Genomic DNA, 21,060 nt, shown 5'->3' with positions numbered 1-21,060 from the left:
GGCATGTTAGAACCAGGGAAGAGAGCGATGAAAGGTTCAGATCACAGAATGGGAGAGAAGTTCAAAAAAATCCCCAAGCGACGCTTGGGGATTTTTGTATAAGAGACAGCCCGAAGGTGCCTTTTTCACAATCTGAATGGCTTACCTATCAGGCAGCAGCTTTCAGCTGTACTGCAGCGGCTTTCTTGTGATCGCCAATTGGCAGCACAGTGCGGCCAAACTGTTCGTTGATCACGGTAGCCATGGCCAGGTAGATGGCACTGGCGCCACAGATGATGCCTTCGAAACCGGCGATGGTGCCGATCAGGGTGCTGCCGGTGAAATCACGGGCAGCCAGCAGGAAGAACAGCACTGTCAGGGAGGCAAATACGAACTGCTTCACACGGGGGAAGTTGACGGTGCCGACCAGCATGAAGAGAGTGAACATGCCCCACATCAGCAGATACCAGCCCATGTAAGCGTGGGGAGTGGCTTCGGCCAGACCCATGGTCGGCATCACCAGCAGGAACACCAGGCTCCACCAGAAGGTGCCGTAGGAGATGAAGGCGGTGACACCGAAGGTGTTGCCACGCTTGAACTCCATGATACCGGCGATGATCTGGGCCAGACCGCCATAGCACAGGCCCATGGCCAGGATCATGGCGCTGATGGGGAAGAAACCTGCGTTATGGATGTTCAGCAGAATGGTGGTCATACCGAAACCCATCAGACCCAGAGGGGCAGGGTTGGCCAATTTTTCGCTCACGTGGTGTTCTCCAAAAATAGAGGTGGGGGTTGATAAAAGACGCGCGATTTTAGGCAGGCAACGGGTCCCTCGCAAGAGGGGAGTACAAAAAATGGTAAAAAAACTACACGAAATTTTATCCACGTCATTATTCGTGCCATTCAGGTAGATAACAGGTGAATGAATAGCGGTGGCAAGGTTGATTTTTTGTGTGAGCCACGCCGGATATGAAAGTGAATAACAGATAGCAGTAGTGCCTTCGTCCCCTGGTTTTCGAGCCTGTTTCGTGCAACTGGGCTCTTGTCTGTTGCAGCCCGATGCCTGGCATTTGTCAGAGGCAAAAATCACCATATATGCCATCAAACAAAAAGAGGGAGTCACCGTTTGAAGCACAGAAGACACTTGCCCAAATCCAGAGGAAAACCGGTCGCCAGAGGAGGGCTGAGCACAGTCGTAAAAGGCGTTGGGAGTGAGGGTGGATATACCCTCTATGCTCTGCGCACTCAATGATGAGTCGTTAGTGGCTATGACCTCAGGGGGGAAGTGGACGCCAGGCGCCACGAACAAGCAAGGAGAGCTGGGATGAAAACGCCGGGGAGCCGTTTCTGCTCCCCGGCAGCGGTCAGTTATCCAGTGTCAGAACGACTTTGGCTTCCTTGTCCGCCTCCTTTACCTGGCTGTCGAGTACGAACAGCCGCTCCGGCGCTATCCCCTGGGTATCCACCAGATACTCCTTGGTGTTCTGGGCACGGCGCATGGCCAGATTGCGCAGGGATTTGGCGGTGATCAGCTGTTGATCCCGCAGCAGGATCACCGCCTGGCTTCGCAGGGCCGGGCTCTCTTCATCCAGTTTCAACCTGTCGGCCAAGTCCCCCAGCTCTTCGTTGAAGCGCGTCTCATAGGCTTCGGCCAGCGCGGCTTGGAGTATGGGATCCTGCTCCAGCAGATTGAGGTCAACCGGCATGCCCGTGATCTTGGTCAATACTCGCTCCAGCTTCTGGCGCTGCAAAATGGGGCGTTCTTCGTTGAAGTTGACCTTGCCGCGAATGTTCATGCTGATCTTGGGTCTCTCCTTGAGCGCTTGCGCCAGCTTGGTCAGCCTGATCTGCTGGGTTGGAGTGAGGGCAGGCTCACCCAGCAGGAAGGGCAGCTCATCCAGATCCTCAGTGCCTCCGGTCAACGAGGCCAGCAGAGAGAAGGGGGACGTAATGGCCTTTCTGAGGGTATTGCCCAGTACATCCCAGAAGATATTGCCGAGGCTGAAATCTGGCTGATCCAGATTGCCTTTTACCTTCAGGTTCATCTGGATGACGCCGTTGGCATCGCTGAGCAGGGCGATGGCCAGCCCCAGCGGCATGTCCTTGGCCTGCTCGCTCTTGATCTTCTCTCCCAGTTGCAGCTTCTTGATGGTGATGTCGTTATCCCCCTCCAGCCGATTGCCCTGCAGCTTGTAGTTCAGCTTCATGGAGAGCTGTCCCTTGTCGATGGCATATCCGGCGTAGGTACTGGAGTAGGGGGTGAAAGTGGTGAGCTCCAGGTTGCTGAAGGTGACCGCCACATCGAGCACGGGCTGCTCGATCAGCAGATTGGTGTTGCCGCGAATGGTCACGGGGGCATAGCGGTCAACCTTGCCGTTGAAGGCGAGATCCGAACGTTGGCCGGGAATATTGCTGATATGGCGGCTCTGGCCGCTGAGGGAGGCAATGTCCACCACGAATTCCGGGCTCAGGCTGCGATCGGCAAAGCGCAGGTTGCCCTGTTCGGTACGGACCTGATCGATGGTAATGCGGGGGACGGGCCCGTTGGCGGGCTCTGTGCTGGCGGCTTGTGGCAGCACCAGTTGCTGGAGGTTGGTGATCCCATTTTCGTTGATTTCGATGCGGGCGAAGGGTTTGCGCAGCAATATGTCGCCTATCTTCACCTGCTGGCTGATGCCGTCATAGTGCAACCCGCTCAGCTCCAGACGATCTATCTGCAGCAGGCGTTGATTGTCGGCCCGATCCAGCACGAACAACTGGTCTATGTCGAGCCCCCCTGTGACCTCGAGTGTGCTCAGCGCCCCCTCGGCGTTGGTGGTCAAGGCCAGTCTGGTACGGCTGGCAAGCTGGCCGTCGCGCACCGTGATGCGCAGCAGATCCTGCAGGTAGGGTTGGGCCCATTTGAGGGGCAGCCCCTGCTGCTTGAACTCGCCCTTGAGGGTGAAAGGGGCCAGGGTGAGGTCGCCGTTAAATCCGAGGGAACTCTGGGTGTTGAGGGTGGCATTGAGGTTGAGCGGGCTGGGCTGACCAGACTGACTGCCAAGGGGACCCAGCGTGAGGTTCAGTCCGGAGATCTCGCGCAGCAGCGGCTTGCCGCTGCTCGACTCGGTCAGCTTGAACTCCCCCTGGCTGATGCGCGTCTCCTTGAGCGACCAGCGCCAGGGGTTGCCCGGAGCCGGCTTTTTGCCCGAGGGTTTATCCGCAGGCTGGGGGACAAGCAGTGCTGTCAGGTCCAGCTGCTGCGTGGCGTCGAGGGTTGCCGTGACCGCCGGGGCCTTGAGTGCGATCTTGTCGATCCTGACCGACTGCTTGTTGCCATCCAGGGCTATGCCTGCCAATGCCAGTTGTTTGAAGCGGGCAAACTCGGCGCCCTTGTTCTGCTTGAGTTGCCAGTCGCTCAAAGTCAGCTTGCCCTTTGACAATTGCCAATCCAGTCCATGCTTGCCCTGACTGAGCTGGTAGTTCAGTTCGGCGCTGGCCTCGCCCTTGACCAGATTGACCTTGAGGTAGGGGGCCCAGAGCGGCGCGAAGGGCGAGAGCGCAAGCTTGCCGAGACTGAGCTGGCCTTTGCCTGCCCCCGTCATGATATCGAGCTGGCCGCTCGCCTTGAGCGGGCTCTGCTTGTTGAGCCGGGCGGTCAACTGGAAGTGGTTGGTATTTTTCGCCGCAGTGGAGAAATCCGGCAGTTGCAGATCGAGCCCGCTCAGGGTGAGCGGGGGTATCCAGCCCGCACTGTTTTTCTTGCGACTGTCCTGGTAGCTGATTTGACCCTGTACGGCGGCCAGTTTGGCTATCTGTACCAGAAGGGGTTCGCTGCTGGTCGTGACGGGCGTCTGTGAGGGCGTCAGCACGCTGGCCAGGGCATCGGTCAGATTGAAACGTACCTCACCTTTGCTGTCGACCCGACGGATGAGATTCACCATCGGCTTGGTGAGGGTGGCGTCACTCAGAATAATGGCCTTCTGCCGCCAGCTCTGGCCAAGCTCGGGGACAAGCTGCAACTGCTCGAATGCAATGATGGGTTGCTGTTTTTCATCGAGCAGCGCCGAGGGACCGATGGCAAGGGAGGGATGGCGCAGGCTGACATGGATCTCCCCCAGCGTCAGGTTCAGACCATAGTGTTTGGCCAGCCAGGCGGGCAGGTGGCGCTGGGTGAGAGTCGGCGCTTGCCATAACAGGACCAACAGGGAGATGAGCAGTGCGGCGAAGAGATAAAGGGTATAGCGCAGCAGGCGGACACGCAGGGGTTTGGGCATGAAGGTCTCCAATTGATGCGCACAGGGTAGCAAGTTTTCAGGACATAATCATGGTGCCGCTTGATGCTGTACGCCGTACTTTGTCCACAAGCGTGTCAGGGCTCCGCTTTTCTTCAACTCGGCCAGCCAGGTTTCCAACTGGCGGGTCGAGATGTCTGCCGTCGGGCTGAGCAGTGCTCTCAGCTCATACTGCTGATCCCACTTGTCTGACCGCAGCAACTGGGCAGCCAGCTCGGGATACTGTTGGCTGAACTGGTTGAGGTAAGCGAGGTTGAGGATGGCCACCTCGCCGCGCCCCTTGAACAATCCCTGTATGGCGGTGGCATTGTCTTTCACCAGCGTGATGCGAAAGTGCTGCTTGAGCGCGTCCGCATTGGCATTGAAGTCGGCAAATCCATAGTGATAACCGGTGACGCCGATAAGCTTGCGCTGATCAATGTGTTCGAAGAAGGTTTGATCACGCCCTGGCACCTTGAGGGCGACATATATTTCGCCCCCCAGCAGTAAAGGTGGGGTCATGTGAACTTGTTCCGCATCCCAATTCCAGCGGATATCCTCGAACAGCATGAGGGAGAAGCGGCCGACAGCCAGCGCCTGATAGCGATAGGTGGCCGAGGTGGGGACAAAGACGAAACGTACCTCTTGCTGAACTTCGTTGAGCGCCGAGATGAGATCCAGCGTCAGTCCCCGATAGCGGTTTTCACTCTCCTTGACCACGAAGGGAGCATAGGGGTAGCCCCCGACCCGGATCAGGGGGTGGCTCCAGGCCGTGGAGCAGAACAAGAGTAACAACCAGCACCAGCATTTCATCGGGGGCACCAAGATGGTGAGATGATCCCAGATTCGGTTAATCTGCGCTGGTTTTCAAGCTGTTAAGGGAATTTGCACAGCGCAGCTCGGCGGCTTCCAGCTCTGCCATCACCATCTGGATATCCTCCAGTTGCTGGTGCAGGGATTGGCGCTTGGCATTGATGAGCTGGATCATGGAGTGGAGCTGGGTCTTGCTCGACCGATCCGTGTCATACATGTCGAACAGCTCGCGGATTTCCGCCAGGCTGAAGCCGAGCCGTTTGCCGCGCAATGTCAGCTTGAGGCGGATCTTGTCCTTGTGGCTGTAGATGCGGGTCTGTCCCTCCCGGGTCGGGGTGATCAGTCCCTCATCCTCGTAGTAGCGGATGGTCCTTGGCGTGATATCAAATTCATGGGCCAGCTCCGAGATGCTGTAGGTGATCTCCTTGCCGGGCAGGGACGGTGGCATGGTAGTGACTCCTGTTAGTGCGAGGATGACTGGCAAAGGCGCATCCGCAGCCGCTCTGCATTGGCGTGGAGGGCCTGGCCGACCCGGGAGCCGTTGGGACGGCCGAGCCGTTCGCTTACCCATTGGCCGGTGGCCGCCAGCTTGTCCAGATCCACCCCTGTGCTCATGCCAAGGCCGTGCAGCAGATAGATCACCTCCTCCGAGGCGACGTTGCCGGAGGCCCCCGGTGCGTAGGGGCAACCGCCGAGTCCTGCTACCGAGCAGTCTATGGTGCGGATACCGCGCTCCAGCGCCGGCAGCAGGTTGGCCAGCCCCTGGCCATAGGTGTCGTGAAAATGGACCGCGAGCCGTCCTGCCGGGATCTCGTGCAGCACAGCATCCAGCATGGGGGCGACCGTGCCAGGGGTACCGACTCCTATGGTGTCCCCCAGCGAGATCTCATGACAACCGAGATCAAGGAGTCGCTCGGCCATGGCCGCTACCCGTTTCGGGCGGGTCGGACCATCGAAGGGGCAGGCGATGACGGTGGAGAGATAACCGCGCACCTTGATGCCGAGGCGGCGTGCCTCCTGCACCAGAGGGGCGAAGCGCACCAGTGACTCCTCCACACCGATGCCGATATTGGCGCGGGTAAAACCGTCAGAACAGGCGGTGAACAGACCAATCTCGTCAGCCCGGGCGGCAATGGCGGCCTGCAGGCCTTGCAAGTTGGGCACCAAGGCACCGTAGCGGGTTAGCCCCTTGCGCGGCAGGGCCTTGAACAGTTCGGCAGAGTCGGCCATCTGCGGCACTCGCCTGGGGGAGACGAAGGCCCCCACCTCGATGCGCTGCTGGCCGCTCTCGACGAGACGGGCTATCAGCTCAAGCCGCTGGATAAGGGGCAGGGCATTGGCTTCGTTTTGCAGGCCATCGCGCGGGCCCATCTCCACCAGGCTTACCCTGTCGTCCTGCATGCCAGATTCTCTTTTCATGTACTGCTCTCTTGCGTCTTCAGCGTGCTTTCATCGGCCAGGCCGGCATCGGTAAAACGTACCAGCACGGCGCCCTGACTTACCTGTTCCCCTGCTTTGCATTGCAGGGTATCGATCACACCGTCTTGTTCGGCTTTCAAGACGTGCTCCATCTTCATCGCCTCCAGTACCAGCAGGGGTTGCCCTTTGCTGACGTGTTGCCCGACCTCGACCAGCAGTGCCACTACGATGCCATGCATGGGGGCAATGGCGCCCTGCATGGTGGTGCTGGTGTGATCATGATGGGTCTGGTGCGCGTGATCATGGGGGCAAAAGCGAATACGTTGCCCATCCAGTTGCACCATGAAATCCCTCGCCCCAACAGCCTGTATTGGGTAGCGCTGCCAGCCCCCTGCATGTTGCAGGCGGATATGATCAGCGCCCAGCGCATAGGGAATGTGCTCTCCCTGCCACTCAAGCTTGCCTGCACATTCGGTGAGGCTCAGTACCCGTGCCTCCTCGCCGATCTGCACCGCCGCCGTCCAGCTTTTGCGTTGACCCAGACGAAAGCCGGATGCCTGTTGCCAGAGGGCGCTGCCTGCACTGCGGCTGGCAAGCCAGAGGGTGGCCAGCGGCCAGGCAAGCTCGGGCACTGCCAATGGTTCTGTGGGGATGGGCCACTGGGTGTGATGGCGCATGGCCAGCACGTCCGGCTCCTGACACAGGCGCAGCAACAAGGGGCCGTTGTGCACCAGGGGGCCGAGTTCCAGCGCACCCAGCGCATCGGCGAGCCTGCCAAAGGCTTCTGCTCGGCTCTGGCCGTGGGCAATCAGCTTGGCAATCATGGGATCGTAATAGGGGCTGACGTCATCTCCGGCAGTCACACCTGTGTCGATGCGCACACCGTCCGGCCACTGCAGCCACTCTATGGGGCCGCTGGCGGGCAGAAAACCGGCTGCCACATCCTCGGCATAAAGGCGCGCTTCAACCGCATGGCCGTGCAGAACCACCTCCTCCTGGGTCAGGGGCAGGGGCTTGCCTTCGGCGACCGCCAACTGCCAGGCCACCAGGTCCTGGCCGGTGACACACTCGGTGACAGGGTGTTCCACCTGCAGGCGAGTGTTCATCTCCATAAAGAAGAATTCGTCCCCGCACAGCAAAAATTCGATGGTACCTGCCCCTCGATAATCGATGGCTTTGGCAGCGGCGACGGCGGCTTGCCCCATGGCTTGGCGCAGTGACGGGGGGATGTCGGGGGCGGGGGCCTCTTCAATCACCTTCTGGTGGCGTCGCTGCAAAGAGCAATCCCTGTCCCCCAAATAGATGGCGTTGCCGAGGCTGTCGGCAAACACCTGCACCTCCACATGACGGGCCTTGGGCAAGTAGCGCTCCAGCAAGACGCTGTCATCGCCAAAGGCGCCCAGCGCTTCGCGTTTCACGGCCGCCAGCGCCTCGTCAAATTCGTCGATCTGTTCGACCAGGCGCATCCCCTTGCCACCGCCCCCGCTGGCCGCCTTGATCAGCAGCGGCAAGCCGGTCAGCAATGCCTGCTCGCGCAGCAGCTCGAGGCGCTGATCCGCGCCGTGATAGCCGGGCAGCACGGGAACGCCGGCTGCCTGCATCAGCGACTTGGCGCCGGACTTGTCCCCCATGGCGAGGATAGCGGCGCCACTGGGGCCGATAAAACGCACACCACGCTGCTCGCAGGCGGTGGCAAAGTCGCTGTTTTCCGACAAAAAGCCGTAGCCGGGATGGATGGCATCGGCGCCTGCCTGCTGGGCGATGCGCAGTACCTTGGCCGCATCGAGATAGCTCTCCCGCGCGGGGGCAGGTCCCAGATGCCAGGCTTCGTCGGCTTCCCGCACATGCATGGCATTTTGGTCGGCATCCGAGTAGAGGGCTATGGTGTGGATGCCGAGCCGACGGGCTGTCTTGATGATGCGCACGGCGATTTCGCCGCGGTTGGCAATCAACAGCCGTCTAATCGGCGTCTGGTTGGTCATGACGGCTCCTCACATTGCGCTGAAAAAGCAAAATGGGATGATGCGCGGCGGGTTTCCTCGCCGCGGTTGGCGATCTGCAGTCGCTTGACGATGTTGCTGTGAGTCATGCTTCATCCTTGAAACGGGGGCGCCAGCTGGGGGGGCGTTTATCAAAAAAGGCCTGCATCCCCTCCTGAGCCTCGAGCCCGACCCGCACCCGGGCTATGGTCTCGACGGTTTTCTCTTCATGGAGGCGGGCGGTATGGCTTTCGATGGCGGCCAGTAGTCGCTTGGTCTCCTTCATCGCCTCCGGGCCGTTGCGACACAGGCGCATGGCCAGCGCGCGCCCTTCGGCCAGCAGCTGCTCCGGCTTGGTCAGCTGGTGCGCCACATTGAGCCGACAGGCGGTGATGGCATCGAAGGGTTCGGCGCTCAGCATGTAGCGGCGCGCCTGGCGCATGCCCATGGCGCGCACCACATAGGGGCTGATCACCGCAGGTACCAGCCCCAGGCTCACCTCGGAGAGGCAGAAGCGTGCATCTTCGCTGGCCAGCACCAGATCGCAGGCACAGACAAGGCCCAATGCACCGCCATAGGCAGCTCCCTGCACTAGCGCCAGGGTGGGGAAAGGGAGCTCATCCAGGGTTTGCATCAGCCTCGCCAGTACCCGGGCGTCTTCCCTGTTGTGTTCAAAGTCGGCGTGAGCGAGATTGCGCATCCAGTTGAGATCGGCGCCGGCACAAAAGTGCCTGCCCTCGGCGCGCAGCAGCAAGGCATGGGGGCGTTCGGCGAGCGATTGACCATGAAGATGGGCCAGTTCGTCGAGGCAATCGAGCAGCCCCAGCATGAGATCGGCATCAAAAGCGTTGTGGCGAGCGGGGCGTGACAGCACCAGTTCGGCCAGGGGCCCATGGCGCTCCAGGCGAAATCCCGCCGGAGGATCATTGAAAAGTGGATCGGACATGACGAACTCCTTACATCCGGAAGATGCCGTATTGCTCAGGTCCCGGCTCAGCACCCCGGCAGGCGGCCAGCGCCAGCGCCAGCACTGTGCGGCTTTGCGCCGGGTCTATGACGCCGTCATCCCATAACCGCGCGCTGGCGTAATAGGGATGACCCTGCTGTTCATACTGCTCGATCACGGGCGCGCGGATGGCGGCGGCTTCCTGCTCGCTCAATACCTTGCCCTCAACGGCCAGCTTGTCCCGGCGCACCTGTACCAGCACACCGGCAGCCTGCTCGCCGCCCATGACAGAGATGCGACTGTTGGGCCAGCTGAACAGAAAATCGGGCTCATAGGCGCGGCCACACATGCCGTAGTTGCCCGCGCCGAAGCTGCCGCCGACGATCAGGGTTATCTTGGGTACCCGGCTGCAGGCTACGGCGGTGACCAGTTTGGCCCCATGTTTGGCGATGCCTTCCCGCTCTGCGGTACTGCCCACCATAAAGCCGGTGATATTTTGCAGGAACAGCAGGGGAATGGAGCGCTTGTTGCAGAGCTGGATAAAGTGGGCGCCTTTCTGGGCGCTGTCGCTGTGCAACACACCGTTGTTGGCAAGGATCCCCACCTGCATGCCACAGATGCGGGCAAACCCCGTCACCAGGGTAGTGCCGAACAGTGCCTTGAATTCGTCAAATACGGAGCCATCCACCAGACGGGCGATGAGCTCGCGGGCATCGTAAGGGCGCTTGAGGCTGGTGCCCACCAGACCGTATATCTCTTCAATGGGGTACCGGGGTTCGTCATAGCCCGGGTCGCGCGAAGCGAAACCCGACGCCGGAATGGTATTTTCCCCCAGATTACCAACCAAGGTGCGGGCTATGGCCAGGGCATGGGCATCGTCTCGCGCCATGTGATCCGCCACGCCTGAGTGGGCGCAGTGCACCTCGGCGCCGCCCAGGGCCTCGGTGCTGATCTCCTCACCGGTGGCCGCTTTGACCAGTGGGGGCCCCGCCAGAAAGATGGTGGCCTGTTCCTTGACCATGATGGATTCATCCGCCATGGCGGGTACATAGGCGCCCCCGGCGGTGCAGAGCCCCATCACCACCGCCAGCTGGGGAATGCTCCGGGCGGACATGCGGGCCTGGTTGTAGAAGATGCGACCGAAGTGCTCCCGGTCGGGGAACACCTCGTCCTGCATGGGCAGGAAGGCGCCGCCGGAATCCACCAGATAGAGGCAGGGCAGGCGCAGGCGCTCGGCGATTGCCTGGGCCCTCAGGTGTTTTTTCACCGTCAGCGGGTAGTAGGTGCCCCCCTTGACGGTGGCATCGTTCACCACCAGCAGGCAGAGCCTGCCCGCAATCTGGCCGAGCCCTGTTATGATGCCGGCGGCGGGCACAGGCTCGTCATAGACCTGCCAGGCAGCCAGCGCAGAGAGTTCGAGAAAAGGTGAACCCGGGTCCAGCAGCTGGTTGATGCGCTCTCGGGGCAGCAGCTTGCCACGGGCCTGATGGCGGGCGTTGTTGGCCGCGCCCCCGCCCTGGGCTATCTCGGCGAGCCGGACATTGAGATCCTCGACCAGCGCCTGCATTGCCGTTTTGTTGGCGGCAAATTCCGGGCTGGCCGTGTCGAGACGGGAGTGTATCTGACTCATGCGTGCTCTCCCATCAGCTCTCGACCGATGAGCCAACGGCGGATCTCCGAGGTGCCGGCGCCTATCTCGTAGAGCTTGGCGTCCCGCAGCAGGCGGCCGGTGGGATACTCGTTGATGTAACCATTGCCCCCCAAGAGCTGAATGGCATCCAGCGCCATCTGGGTGGCATTCTCGGCGGCAAACAAAATGGCGGCGGCGCAATCCTTGCGACTGGTGCGGCCCTGATCGCAGGCGCTCGCTACCGAGTAGACCAGAGCCCGGCTGCTGGCCAGACGGGTATACATGTCCGCCAGCTTGCCCTGTACCAGCTGGAACTCACCTATGGCCTGGCCGAACTGCTTGCGCTCGCGCACATAAGGCAGCACAACGTCCATGCAGGCCTGCATGATGCCAAGGGGGCCGGCGGCCAGCACCACCCGTTCGTAATCGAGGCCGCTCATCAGTACCCGGGCCCCGCCGTGCAAGCTGCCGAGCAGGTTCTCCCGGGGGACGCGGCAGTTGTCAAATACCAGCTCGCAGGTACTGGAGCCGCGCATGCCGAGCTTGTCGAGCTTCTGGGCCGTGGTGAAACCTTGTGTACCCGCCTCGACGATAAAGGCCGAAATCCCCTTGGGTCCGGCGCTGGTATCGGTTTTGGCATAGATGACAAAGGTGTCGGCATCCGGGCCATTGGTGATCCACATCTTGTTGCCGTGCAGCACGAAATGATCGCCATCGTGCTTGGCGGTAAGCCGCATGCTGACAACATCGGAGCCTGCTCCCGTCTCGCTCATGGCCAGTGCCCCCACGTGCTCGCCACTGACGAGGGAGGGCAGATAGCGCGCCTTCTGATCAGGGGTGCCGTGGCGGTGGATCTGGTTGATGCAGAGGTTGGAGTGGGCGCCGTAGGAGAGGCCGACCGAGGCGCTGGCGCGACTCACCTGCTCCATCACCAGCACGTGGGCCAGATAACCGAGGCTCACGCCGTCATACTCTTCCGCCACAGTAATGCCGTGCAGCCCGAGTTCGCCCATTTGGGGCCAGAGATCCCGCGGAAACACGTTGCTGTGATCGATCTCGCTGGCGCGCGGCGCTATCACTTTCTGGCAGAAGGCCTCGACCTGCTCGGTCAGGGCGCTGAGGGTCTCATCCATCACTGCGTGCATCCTTGCTCTCCTTTGAATGGTTGGTTCTCACCCATCTGACAGCCCCTATGGTCGTAAACAGGGTGTCAAACTGGTCAGTCCATTTGTGAGTTAAGTTTACGTTAGCGTAAACGTAAATTGATTGTTAGTCTAAGGTAAATTTGTCGGGTGGCGGCTGCAAGGTGGCTCGTCCCCCTCCATCAACCGACCTCAAGGAGTGAGCGGCATGACAAGCCAATATCCATTGCAGCCTGCCAGCAAGGAGAGCAGGGCATGAGCAACCATCAGACCCAGTACGGTGATGTGCCGCTTTATATCGGTGGCGAGGCCTGTGCTTCCACGAGCGAGGCGTGGATCGAGGTGACCAATCCGGCGGATCAGAGCCTGCTGGCACGCGTGCCCAAAGCGACCCCGGCCGAGGTGGAGCGCGCGGTGCGCAGCGCTCACGACGCCTATCTGCTGTGGCGGGATGTGCCCGCCCCCGAGCGGGCGCGGGTCATGTTCAACTACCAGCATCTGCTTAAAGCCCATCACGATGAGCTGGCCTCCCTGCTGGCCCAGGAGACCGGCAAGAATCTGGCGGATGCCAGGGGGGATGTGTGGCGCGGCATCGAGGTGGTGGAGCAAGCCTGTGGCATCGCCAGCCAGACCATGGGGGAGACAATGGGCAACGTGGCGCGCAGGGTCGATGGCCACTCCTGGGTGCAGCCGCTGGGGGTCTGTGTCGGCATCACGCCGTTCAACTTCCCCGCCATGATACCCCTGTGGATGTTCCCGCTGGCGGTGGCTTGCGGCAACGGCTTCGTGCTCAAGCCTTCCGAGCAGGATCCGCTTACCCCCATGCGGCTGGCCGAGCTGTTCACCGAGGCGGGAGCCCCCAAAGGCATCCTCTCCGTTGTACACGGCGGCGCCGAGCAGGTGGATGCGCTGCTGTGTCATCCCGATGTGAAGGCGGTCAGCTTCGTCGGCTCTGCCCGGGTCGGGGCTCACGTCTATCGCACCGCCACCGAACACCTCAAACGGGCCCAGTGCTTTGTCGGTGCCAAGAACCACATGGTGATCATGCCGGATGCCAACAAGGGGCAGGTGCTGAGCAACCTGGTGGGGGCCGGCGTTGGCGCGGCCGGTCAACGCTGCATGGCCATCAGTGTGGCTGTGTTTGTCGGCAGTGCCCGCGACTGGATCCCCGAGCTTGCCGCCGAGTTTGCCAAGGTAAGGCCCGGGGTCTGGCACGATCCGGAGGCTGCCTATGGTCCCCTCATCAGCCCGGATGCGAAAGTCAGGGTAGAGGGCCTCATCGAGGCGGGGATCAAGGAGGGGGCTGAGTGTCTGCTCGATGGTCGCTTCTGCGATGTGGCGGGCTATCCGGTGGGCAACTGGGTGGGGCCGACCCTGTTTCGCGGCGTGACGCCCGAGATGCGAATTTATAAAGAGGAGATTTTCGGCCCTGTGCTCGCCTGCCTGGAAGTAGACAATCTGAACGAAGCGCTGACCCTCATCAACACCAACCCCTACGGTAACGGTACCGCCATCTTCACTGGCTGCGGCGCTGCGGCCCGCAAGTTTCGCCACGAGGTGGCCGTGGGTCAGGTGGGGATCAACGTGCCCATTCCGGTGCCGCTGCCATTTTTCTCCTTCACCGGCTGGCGTGGCTCTTTTTACGGAGATCTGCACGCCTACGGCAAGCAGGCGGTGCGCTTCTATACCGAGACCAAAACGGTGACTGAGCGCTGGTTCGACGAGGATATTCCCACAGGCCCCAATATGACTATCAGCCTGCGTTAAGGGGGGCGAAAAGACACAGGACTTGGCAATGCCGACCGGCGCGAACCTGACATCAGCCTGCGTTGAGCGCGGGCCACAGAGACAACAGACAAAGGATACAAGGAAGCGGACAAGATGGACTTTACCCTGACCGAGGATCAACAGGCTTATGTCGAGGCGGCCACCGCCTTTGCCAATGAGGCGTTCAAACCCCATGCCGCCCGCTGGGACAGAGATCACGAGTTTCCCATCCCTACCATCAAGCAGGCGGCGGCGCTCGGCTTTTGCGGCCTCTATACCCCGGAACAGTACGGCGGGCTCGGTCTGCCCCGGCTCGATGCCAGCCTGATTTTTGAGCGCCTCGCCATGGGCTGCACCTCCACCACGGCTTATCTGACCATCCACAACATGGTGAGCTGGATGCTGGGCAGCTGGCTGCCTGCCGCGGTTGCCGAGGAGTGGGTGCCCAGGCTCGCCAGCGGCGAACTGCTGAGCTCTTATTGCCTGACCGAGCCGGGGGCTGGCTCAGATGCGGCGGCCCTCAAGACTCGTGCGGTGCGTGACGGTGAGGACTACCTCATCGACGGCAGCAAGGTGTTCATCTCGGGGGCGGGCAGCACGGATGTGCTGGTGGTGATGGCTCGCACCGGAGGTGACGGGGCCAAGGGGATCTCTGCCTTCATGGTGCCCGCCGATAGTGAGGGGATTGTCTACGGCAAGGCGGAGGAGAAGATGGGCTGGAACAGTCAGCCGACCCGGGAGGTGGCCTTCAACGGGGTGCGCATTCCCGCCAGCTATCGGCTGGGGCAGGAGGGGGAAGGCTTCAAGTTCGCCATGCAGGCGCTGGATGGCGGGCGTATCAACATCGCCACCTGCTCTGTGGGTACCGCTCAGCAGGCGCTGGACGATGCACTGCGCTATGTGCAGCAGCGCCAGCAGTTTGGCCACCCCATCAGCGAATTCCAGAGCGTGCAGTTTCGCCTCGCCGACATGGCCACCGAGCTGGCAGCAGCGCGCCTGATGGTACGCCAGGCTGCCGACAAGCTGGACAGAGGCAGCCCGGACAAGAGCGCCTGGTGTGCCATGGCCAAGCGTTTTGCTACCGACGTGGGTTATCGCGTCTGTGACGAGGCTCTGCAACTCTTTGGCGGCTATGGTTATATCCGCGAGTATCCGCTTGAGCGCTACCTGCGCGATACCCGGGTACACCGCATTCTGGAAGGCACCAACGAGGTGATGAGGTTGATCATCGCCCGTCGCCTGCTGGCAGACGCTGGTCTGTCGCTGGAGTAAGGGGACAGGCACCATTGCTTGGACGACGCCAGGGCGGGGGATGGGATTGTGCATCGTCTGCCGCTTGCTGGCGAAGCCCGGCCTGTCGCTGACGTAACATATTATCTGCCTCCGAGACGTCATCAGGCTTTGTGAGCCAGCCGAAGGTTGGCTCCATTCAACCCTGTCATCATGGGGCAGTCTCATTCACAAGGACAATGCAATGACAAGGATCAGGCTCGAATATCATGGTCACGTGGCCTATATCACCCTCGACCATCCGCCCGCCAACACCTGGACCCTGGCCAGCTTGCAGGCCTTCTTGCAGATGATGGTGGAGCTCGACAGTCGCCCCGATGTGGTGGCCCTGGTGATCCGCGGGGCGGGGGACAAGTTCTTCTGCGCCGGCGCCGATCTCAAGATGTTTGCCGATGGCGATCTGGACCATGCTCGCGAGGTAGCCGAGGCCTTTGGTCATGCCTTCGAGGCGCTGGCGCGTTTTCATGGCGTCAGCATAGCCGCCATCAATGGTTACGCCATGGGCGGCGGGCTGGAAGTGGCGCTGGCCTGCGACATCCGCATCGCCGAGCTGCAAGCCAAACTTGGGTTGCCGGAAGCGTCCGTGGGCTTGCTGCCCTGCGCCGGTGGCACCCAGCGGCTCACAGAGCTGGTGGGGCCTGGCTGGGCCAAGCGCATGATCTTGTGCGGCGAGAAAGTCAGTGCCACCCTGGCCTACGAGATGGGGCTGGTGGAGGAGGTGGTCAAAGAAGGTCACGCCTGGGACGCGGCGCACCAGATGGCCCAGCTGGTGGAGCGTCAGAGCCCGAGCGCCCTGCGCGCCTGCAAGACCCTTATCAATCAGGGGCGCAGCGGCCATCGTGATGCCGCCTTGCCGCTGGAGCGCAGCCTGTTTCTCGAGCTGTTTGCAGACGCCAACCAGCGTGAAGGGGTGGCGGCCTTCCTGGAGAAGCGCCCGCCCCGCTGGCAGTATGAAAAATCCAATGGAGTGACGAATGAGTGAATCGGTTCGCATAGAGACCCATCCCACGGCGGACGGCCACCATATCGGCGTCTTGACCCTGGACAGCCCTGCGTCTCTCAATGCCCTGAGCCTGCCGATGATCCAGGCTCTGCAGCGCGAGCTAACGCGCTGGGAGCAGGATCCCGGCGTGGTCTGCGTGCTGTTGCAAGGGGCCGGCGAGAAGGCATTTTGCGCCGGTGGTGACATCCGCTCCTTCTATTACCGCAAACAGGAGGAGAGCGAGCAGGCGCTGTTTGGCTATGCGCGGGATTTTTTTGAGCAGGAGTATCAGCTCGACCACCATATCCACCGCTACGGCAAGCCCCTCATCTGTGTGGCGGATGGCATCTGCATGGGGGGGGGCATAGGCCTGTTCGCCGGCGCCGACTTTCGGGTGGTGACCGAGAAGAGCCTGTTCGCCATGCCGGAGGTGACGATCGGCCTCTATCCGGATGTGGGGGCCAGCTGGTTTTTGAGCCGGATGCCGGGGCGACTCGGGCTCTGGCTCGGTCTGACCGGCGCCCGTTTCAACGGCGTGGATGCCATCGGCCTTGGGCTGGCGGATCACGCCATCGCCAGCAGTGAGCGTGCAGCCTTGTTGCCTCGCCTGGCCGGGTTGGACTGGTGTGGCAGCCAGGCGCCCCGCGAGCAGATCGATCAGCTGTTGAGGGGCTTGCAGGCAGAGGCAGACAAAAAGCTGCCAGCGCCTGTGCTTTTGCCCCACAGGGCCAAAATTGACGCCCTGCTGGTCGGTCGCACCCTGCAAGGGGTGCTGGACAGCGTGTTTGATGCCAGCTTCGATCCCGATCAGGGTGAAGGGTGCCTGGCGCAGGCCCGCGAAACATGCCGCAGTGGCAGCCCCATCAGCCGCGCCATTCTGTGGCGCCAGTATTGGCAGGCGCGTCGCCAGTCGCTGGCCGAGGTGTTTGCCGATGAGCTGGCGCTGTCGGTCAATTGCGTGTTGAAAGGGGATTTTGTGGAAGGGGTGCGGGCACTGCTCATCGACAAGGACAAGTCCCCCCATTGGCAGGCGCCGCAAGCTGGCACTGAGTGGCTGGATGCCTTCTATCACTGGCCCGAAGGGAAAAACCCTCTGGTGCCTTGAGCCTTCGACGGGAAGGCATCAAGGCGGATGAACGGACACAGGTTGCTGGAGAGCCAGCACGGCAAGGAGCAAACGAGATGACAAGGATTGGATTTATCGGGCTGGGCAACATGGGGGGCCCCATGGCCGCCAATCTGGCCAGGGCGGGGCACGGTGTCCGGGTATTTGACTTGATGCCGGAGAGTGTCGCCAAGGCGATCGCGGCTGGCTGTATCGCCGCCGGGGATGCCCGCGAGGCGGTGGCCGATTGCGAGGTGGTCATCAGCATGCTGCCCGCCGGTGAGCATGTACGCGCGCTCTGGCTCGGCGAGAGTGCTGGAGAGAGGGGCGGACAGGATCTGCTGGCGGCCTTGCCAACGGGAGCCCTGGTGATCGACTGCTCCACCATAGATGTGGCGTCGGCCCGCCAGGTAGGGGAAGCGGCGAAAGTGCGGGGCATTCGCTTTGTCGATGCCCCCGTTTCGGGTGGCGTGGCGGGGGCGAGCGCAGGGACCCTCACCTTCATCGTCGGCGGTGAACTGGCGGATTTCGAGGCGGCCAGCCCCATTCTGGCCCACATGGGGCAGAACCTGTTCCATGCCGGGGCGCTGGGGGCGGGTCAGATCGCCAAGATGTGCAACAACATGCTGCTCGCCATCCACATGGCGGGCACGGCCGAGGCGCTGGCGCTCGGGGTGAAGGAGGGGCTGGATCCGAGTGTGCTCTCCACCATCATGGGCAAGAGCTCGGGCAACAACTGGAGCCTGGAGCGCTACAACCCCTGGCCTGGTGTGATGGAAAACGTGCCCGCCGCCCGCAATTATCAGGGGGGCTTTATGACCCGCTTGATGGTCAAAGATTTGGGACTGGCCATGGCACTGGCCGAGCATGCCCACAGCGCCGTCCCCATGGGGGCGCTTGCCCGCAACCTGTTCAACCTGCACGCGAGTCAGGGCCAGGAGAGCAAGGATTTTTCCAGCATCGTCGAGCTCTATCTGGATAAAATGCGGGATCAGTCCAAAGCCGGTTGATCTCGGGTGCTCTGCACTCAACTCATTCACCCAATCATGTATGGCCAGACAAACTGGCAAGGAGTACCCATGGATATCAAGCAGAAGATCATCGCCGTCACGGGCGCGGGGCGGGGGCTCGGCCGGGCCATTGCCCTCAGTCTGGCCAGCCAGGGCGCCGTACTGGCGTTGATCGATGTGAATCGTGCGGATTTGGAGGTGACCGAAGCCGAGGTGCGCAGTCGCGATGGTCAATGCACCCTGTTCGTCTGCAACGTGGCGAGCGAAGCCGAGGTTGAGGCGACCTTTAGTGCCATCAAAGAGCAGCTCGGCGCCTTGCATGGCCTCATCAACTGCGCCGGCATCCTGCGGGACGGCATGCTGATCAAGGTGAAAGAGGGTGCGCTGGTGGAGAAGATGAGTCTGGCCCAGTGGCAGGCCGTCATCGACGTCAACCTGACCGGCACCTTCCTCTGTGGTCGCGAAGGGGCAGCCCTGATGGCACAGGGGGGGCAGGGGGGCGTTATCGTCAACATCTCCTCCATTGCCCGTGCCGGCAACATGGGCCAGAGCAACTATGCCGCCAGCAAGGCGGGAGTGGCCTCTCTGGTGGTGACCTGGGGGCGGGAGCTGGCCCGCCACGGCATTCGGGTGATGGGCATAGCCCCTGGCGTGTTTGCCACCGACATGACGGCGGCGATGAAACCGGAGGCAATGGCCCGCATGCAGCAGGCCATCCCGGTTGGCACCCTGGGGGAGGCGCACCAGCTGGCCGACACCGTGCATTTTATTCTCGCCAATGACTATCTGTCGGGCCGTATGATAGAGCTCGACGGTGGCCTGAGACTCTAGTTTTGTCGTCCACCACTAGATGCCCCTGGCCGCTGGTACAGGGGCATTTTTATTGTGCGCTTGACTCGCGGGCCGGCCCGGCGGCGCTGACGGTCATCTGCATGCCCATGCAGGTCTGATCCGGAAAAACGGGGGCCAGGTCATGGAAAAATGTGAAATATCAACGGGTCTTTCTTAATTTGAACCAGCTCACAGGCACTCGGGGTCAGTACTGTAAAATTGCGCGCGGTCAAGACGGGGCATGATTGACGGTATGAGGGATTGCGGTCGGAATAGTCATGCAATATAGTTGCCGCCTTTTTCACGGGGTACGGATTTTTCGCCCCTCCCATATTGCGCGCAGTATGAATACGGACGCTCTGCCGCCGCCTAATCAAACAGGATTGAGATGGACAAGAAACTAGGGCTTGGCGCCCTCATCTCGCTGGTGATCGGCTCCATGGTCGGCGCCGGGGTCTTCAGTCTGCCACAAAATATTGCCGCTCATGCCAGTGCCGGGGCCGTTGCCCTGGGTTGGGCCATCACGGGTCTGGGCATGATTTGCCTCGCGCTGGTTTACCAGAATCTTTCCATGCGCCGCCCGGATCTCGATGGCGGTATCTTCAGTTACGCCAAAGCTGGTTTCGGCGATTTCATCGGTTTCAACGCCGCCTGGGGTTACTGGCTCTGTCAGCTGCTGGCCAACGTCTCCTATGCCATCGTCGTGTTCAGCGCCCTGAGCTACTTCTTTGACACGCCGGACAACGTCATCTTCGGTGACGGCAACACGCCGGTGGCCATCATACTGGCCTCCATCCTGATCTGGTCGGTGCATGCGCTGGTGCTGCGCGGGATCCAGGTCGCCGCTCTGGTGAACATCATCACCACCATCGCCAAGATGGTGCCGCTTATCGTGTTCTGCGTCGCCATACTGCTCGCCTTCAACATGCAGACCTTCACCCTGGATATCTGGGGCCACGACAACGTGGAGCTGGGATCCGTGATGGATCAGGTCAAGTCCACCATGAAGGTGACGCTCTGGGTCTTCATCGGCATCGAAGGGGCTGTGGTGGTCTCTGCCCGTGCCCGTCACCGCAAGGACGTGGGCCGTGCCACCGTGCTGGCGCTGCTCGGCGCCCTGACGCTCTATGTCATGGTGACCCTGTTCTCTCTGGGGGTCATGAGTCAGCCGGAACTGGCCCAGCTCAAGAATCCTTCCACCGCCATGATCCTTGAAAAAGTGCTGGGTCCCTGGGGCGCCTGGCTCATCAACATAGGTCTGGTGATCTCCGTGATGGGGGCCTTGCTTAGTTGGACAGTGCTGGCGGCGGAAGTACCTTACATAGCCGGCAAGACAGGTGTCTTCCCCAGCTGGTTTGCCAAGGAGAACAAGAACGGCTCGCCGCAGGTGTCGCTCTGGTGTTCCACCTGTCTGGTGCAGATCTTCCTGATCATCATCTACTTCCAGAGCAGCACCTATCTGGCGCTGGTCAACATCGCCACCTCGGCGGCGCTGGTGCCCTACGTCTTCTCCGGTGCCTATGGCCTCAAGCTGGCAATGAAGGGAGAGACCTACGAGGGTCAACCCCATCAGCGCAAGCGTGACCTGCTGCTTGCCTTGGTGGCCACTACTTATGGCTGCTGGCTGGTCTATGCCGCCGGTGTGGAGTACCTGCTGCTGGTGGCACTGCTCTACAGCCCGGGTATTTTCATTTACTGGAAGGCGCGTCAACACCACGGGTTGCGCGGCCTCAACCGACTGGAGCAGGGGATGACGGCGGCCCTGCTCGGGTGCGCCGTGCTGGCCTTCTACAAGGTGATGGACGGTACCATTCCCTTGAGTTAACCGGCACAATGAAGAGATGGCCCAAGGGCCATCTCTTTTTTTATGCGCGTGTTGGCCTTGGTGCCATGGCGCCATGGCGTTGCCTC

At 61.4% G+C, this 21,060-nt stretch carries 16 protein-coding genes; 7 read left to right on the top strand and 9 right to left on the bottom strand.

Annotation, left to right across the window (positions count from 1 at the left end):
- Window positions 1-148: 148 nt before the first annotated feature.
- The 9 genes from GWQ31_RS16830 to GWQ31_RS16790 all read right to left on the bottom strand — a co-directional run bounded on the left by GWQ31_RS16830 (window position 149) and on the right by GWQ31_RS16790 (window position 12,167).
- Window positions 149-745 carry a GPR1/FUN34/YaaH family transporter gene (locus GWQ31_RS16830; protein ID WP_005315399.1) on the bottom strand — a complete coding sequence of 199 codons (597 nt, stop codon included), beginning with the start codon at window positions 743-745 and terminating at the stop codon, window positions 149-151.
- A gap of 601 nt (window positions 746-1,346) precedes the next feature.
- Entirely contained in the window at window positions 1,347-4,238 is a 2,892-nt protein-coding gene (locus tag GWQ31_RS16825; RefSeq protein ID WP_275909866.1) for a DUF748 domain-containing protein, read from the bottom strand.
- 48 nt (window positions 4,239-4,286) lie between these two features.
- Entirely contained in the window at window positions 4,287-5,048 is a 762-nt protein-coding gene (locus tag GWQ31_RS16820) for a transporter substrate-binding domain-containing protein (protein WP_275909865.1), read from the bottom strand.
- Between the two features lie 37 nt (window positions 5,049-5,085).
- Entirely contained in the window at window positions 5,086-5,496 is a 411-nt protein-coding gene (locus tag GWQ31_RS16815; RefSeq protein ID WP_275909864.1) for a MerR family DNA-binding transcriptional regulator, read from the bottom strand.
- 14 nt (window positions 5,497-5,510) lie between these two features.
- Entirely contained in the window at window positions 5,511-6,467 is a 957-nt protein-coding gene (locus tag GWQ31_RS16810; RefSeq protein ID WP_275909863.1) for a hydroxymethylglutaryl-CoA lyase, read from the bottom strand.
- Entirely contained in the window at window positions 6,464-8,449 is a 1,986-nt protein-coding gene (locus GWQ31_RS16805; RefSeq protein WP_275909862.1) for a biotin carboxylase N-terminal domain-containing protein, read from the bottom strand. The genes GWQ31_RS16810 and GWQ31_RS16805 overlap by 4 nt, the downstream gene beginning before the upstream one ends.
- A gap of 103 nt (window positions 8,450-8,552) precedes the next feature.
- Window positions 8,553-9,392: an enoyl-CoA hydratase-related protein gene (locus tag GWQ31_RS16800; protein ID WP_219597333.1), complete on the bottom strand. Its 840-nt coding sequence runs from the start codon at window positions 9,390-9,392 to the stop codon at window positions 8,553-8,555.
- A 10-nt stretch (window positions 9,393-9,402) separates the two neighbouring features.
- Window positions 9,403-11,022, bottom strand: a complete 1,620-nt coding sequence (locus tag GWQ31_RS16795; protein ID WP_275909861.1) for a carboxyl transferase domain-containing protein — start codon at window positions 11,020-11,022, stop codon at window positions 9,403-9,405.
- Window positions 11,019-12,167 carry an isovaleryl-CoA dehydrogenase gene (locus GWQ31_RS16790; RefSeq protein WP_275909860.1) on the bottom strand — a complete coding sequence of 383 codons (1,149 nt, stop codon included), beginning with the start codon at window positions 12,165-12,167 and terminating at the stop codon, window positions 11,019-11,021. Before GWQ31_RS16790 ends, GWQ31_RS16795 begins: the two co-directional genes overlap by 4 nt.
- A gap of 252 nt (window positions 12,168-12,419) precedes the next feature.
- On the opposite strand from GWQ31_RS16790, the gene GWQ31_RS16785 reads away from it, so the two are divergent.
- The 7 genes from GWQ31_RS16785 (at window position 12,420) to arcD (ending at window position 20,974) form a co-directional block, all read left to right on the top strand.
- The gene (locus tag GWQ31_RS16785; protein WP_275909859.1) at window positions 12,420-13,931 is read left to right on the top strand and encodes a CoA-acylating methylmalonate-semialdehyde dehydrogenase; all 1,512 of its coding nucleotides are present in this window, start codon (window positions 12,420-12,422) and stop codon (window positions 13,929-13,931) included.
- A gap of 114 nt (window positions 13,932-14,045) precedes the next feature.
- Complete coding sequence (locus GWQ31_RS16780; protein WP_275909858.1) at window positions 14,046-15,203, top strand: acyl-CoA dehydrogenase family protein; 1,158 nt, start codon at window positions 14,046-14,048, stop codon at window positions 15,201-15,203.
- A gap of 202 nt (window positions 15,204-15,405) precedes the next feature.
- A complete protein-coding gene (locus tag GWQ31_RS16775; protein WP_096119405.1) occupies window positions 15,406-16,203 on the top strand; it encodes an enoyl-CoA hydratase in 798 nt (265 codons plus the stop codon).
- Window positions 16,196-17,308, top strand: coding sequence for an enoyl-CoA hydratase/isomerase family protein (locus GWQ31_RS16770; RefSeq protein ID WP_275909857.1), 1,113 nt, complete (start codon window positions 16,196-16,198; stop codon window positions 17,306-17,308). Before GWQ31_RS16775 ends, GWQ31_RS16770 begins: the two co-directional genes overlap by 8 nt.
- Before the next feature lie 77 nt (window positions 17,309-17,385).
- On the top strand, window positions 17,386-18,318 hold the full coding sequence (mmsB, locus tag GWQ31_RS16765; protein ID WP_159166494.1) for a 3-hydroxyisobutyrate dehydrogenase: 933 nt from the start codon (window positions 17,386-17,388) through the stop codon (window positions 18,316-18,318).
- Window positions 18,319-18,387: 69 nt separating this feature from the next.
- Window positions 18,388-19,149 carry an SDR family oxidoreductase gene (locus GWQ31_RS16760; protein ID WP_265421456.1) on the top strand — a complete coding sequence of 254 codons (762 nt, stop codon included), beginning with the start codon at window positions 18,388-18,390 and terminating at the stop codon, window positions 19,147-19,149.
- A gap of 388 nt (window positions 19,150-19,537) precedes the next feature.
- Window positions 19,538-20,974 (top strand): arginine-ornithine antiporter, encoded by a 1,437-nt coding sequence (gene arcD, locus GWQ31_RS16755; protein WP_021140247.1) that lies wholly within the window; start codon window positions 19,538-19,540, stop codon window positions 20,972-20,974.
- The last annotated feature ends 86 nt before the right edge of the window (window positions 20,975-21,060 follow it).

Source organism: Aeromonas sp. 2MA4 (assembly GCF_029237305.1).
Lineage (GTDB): Bacteria > Pseudomonadota > Gammaproteobacteria > Enterobacterales > Aeromonadaceae > Aeromonas > Aeromonas salmonicida.
This window is presented reverse-complemented; position numbering and strand designations above follow the sequence as displayed.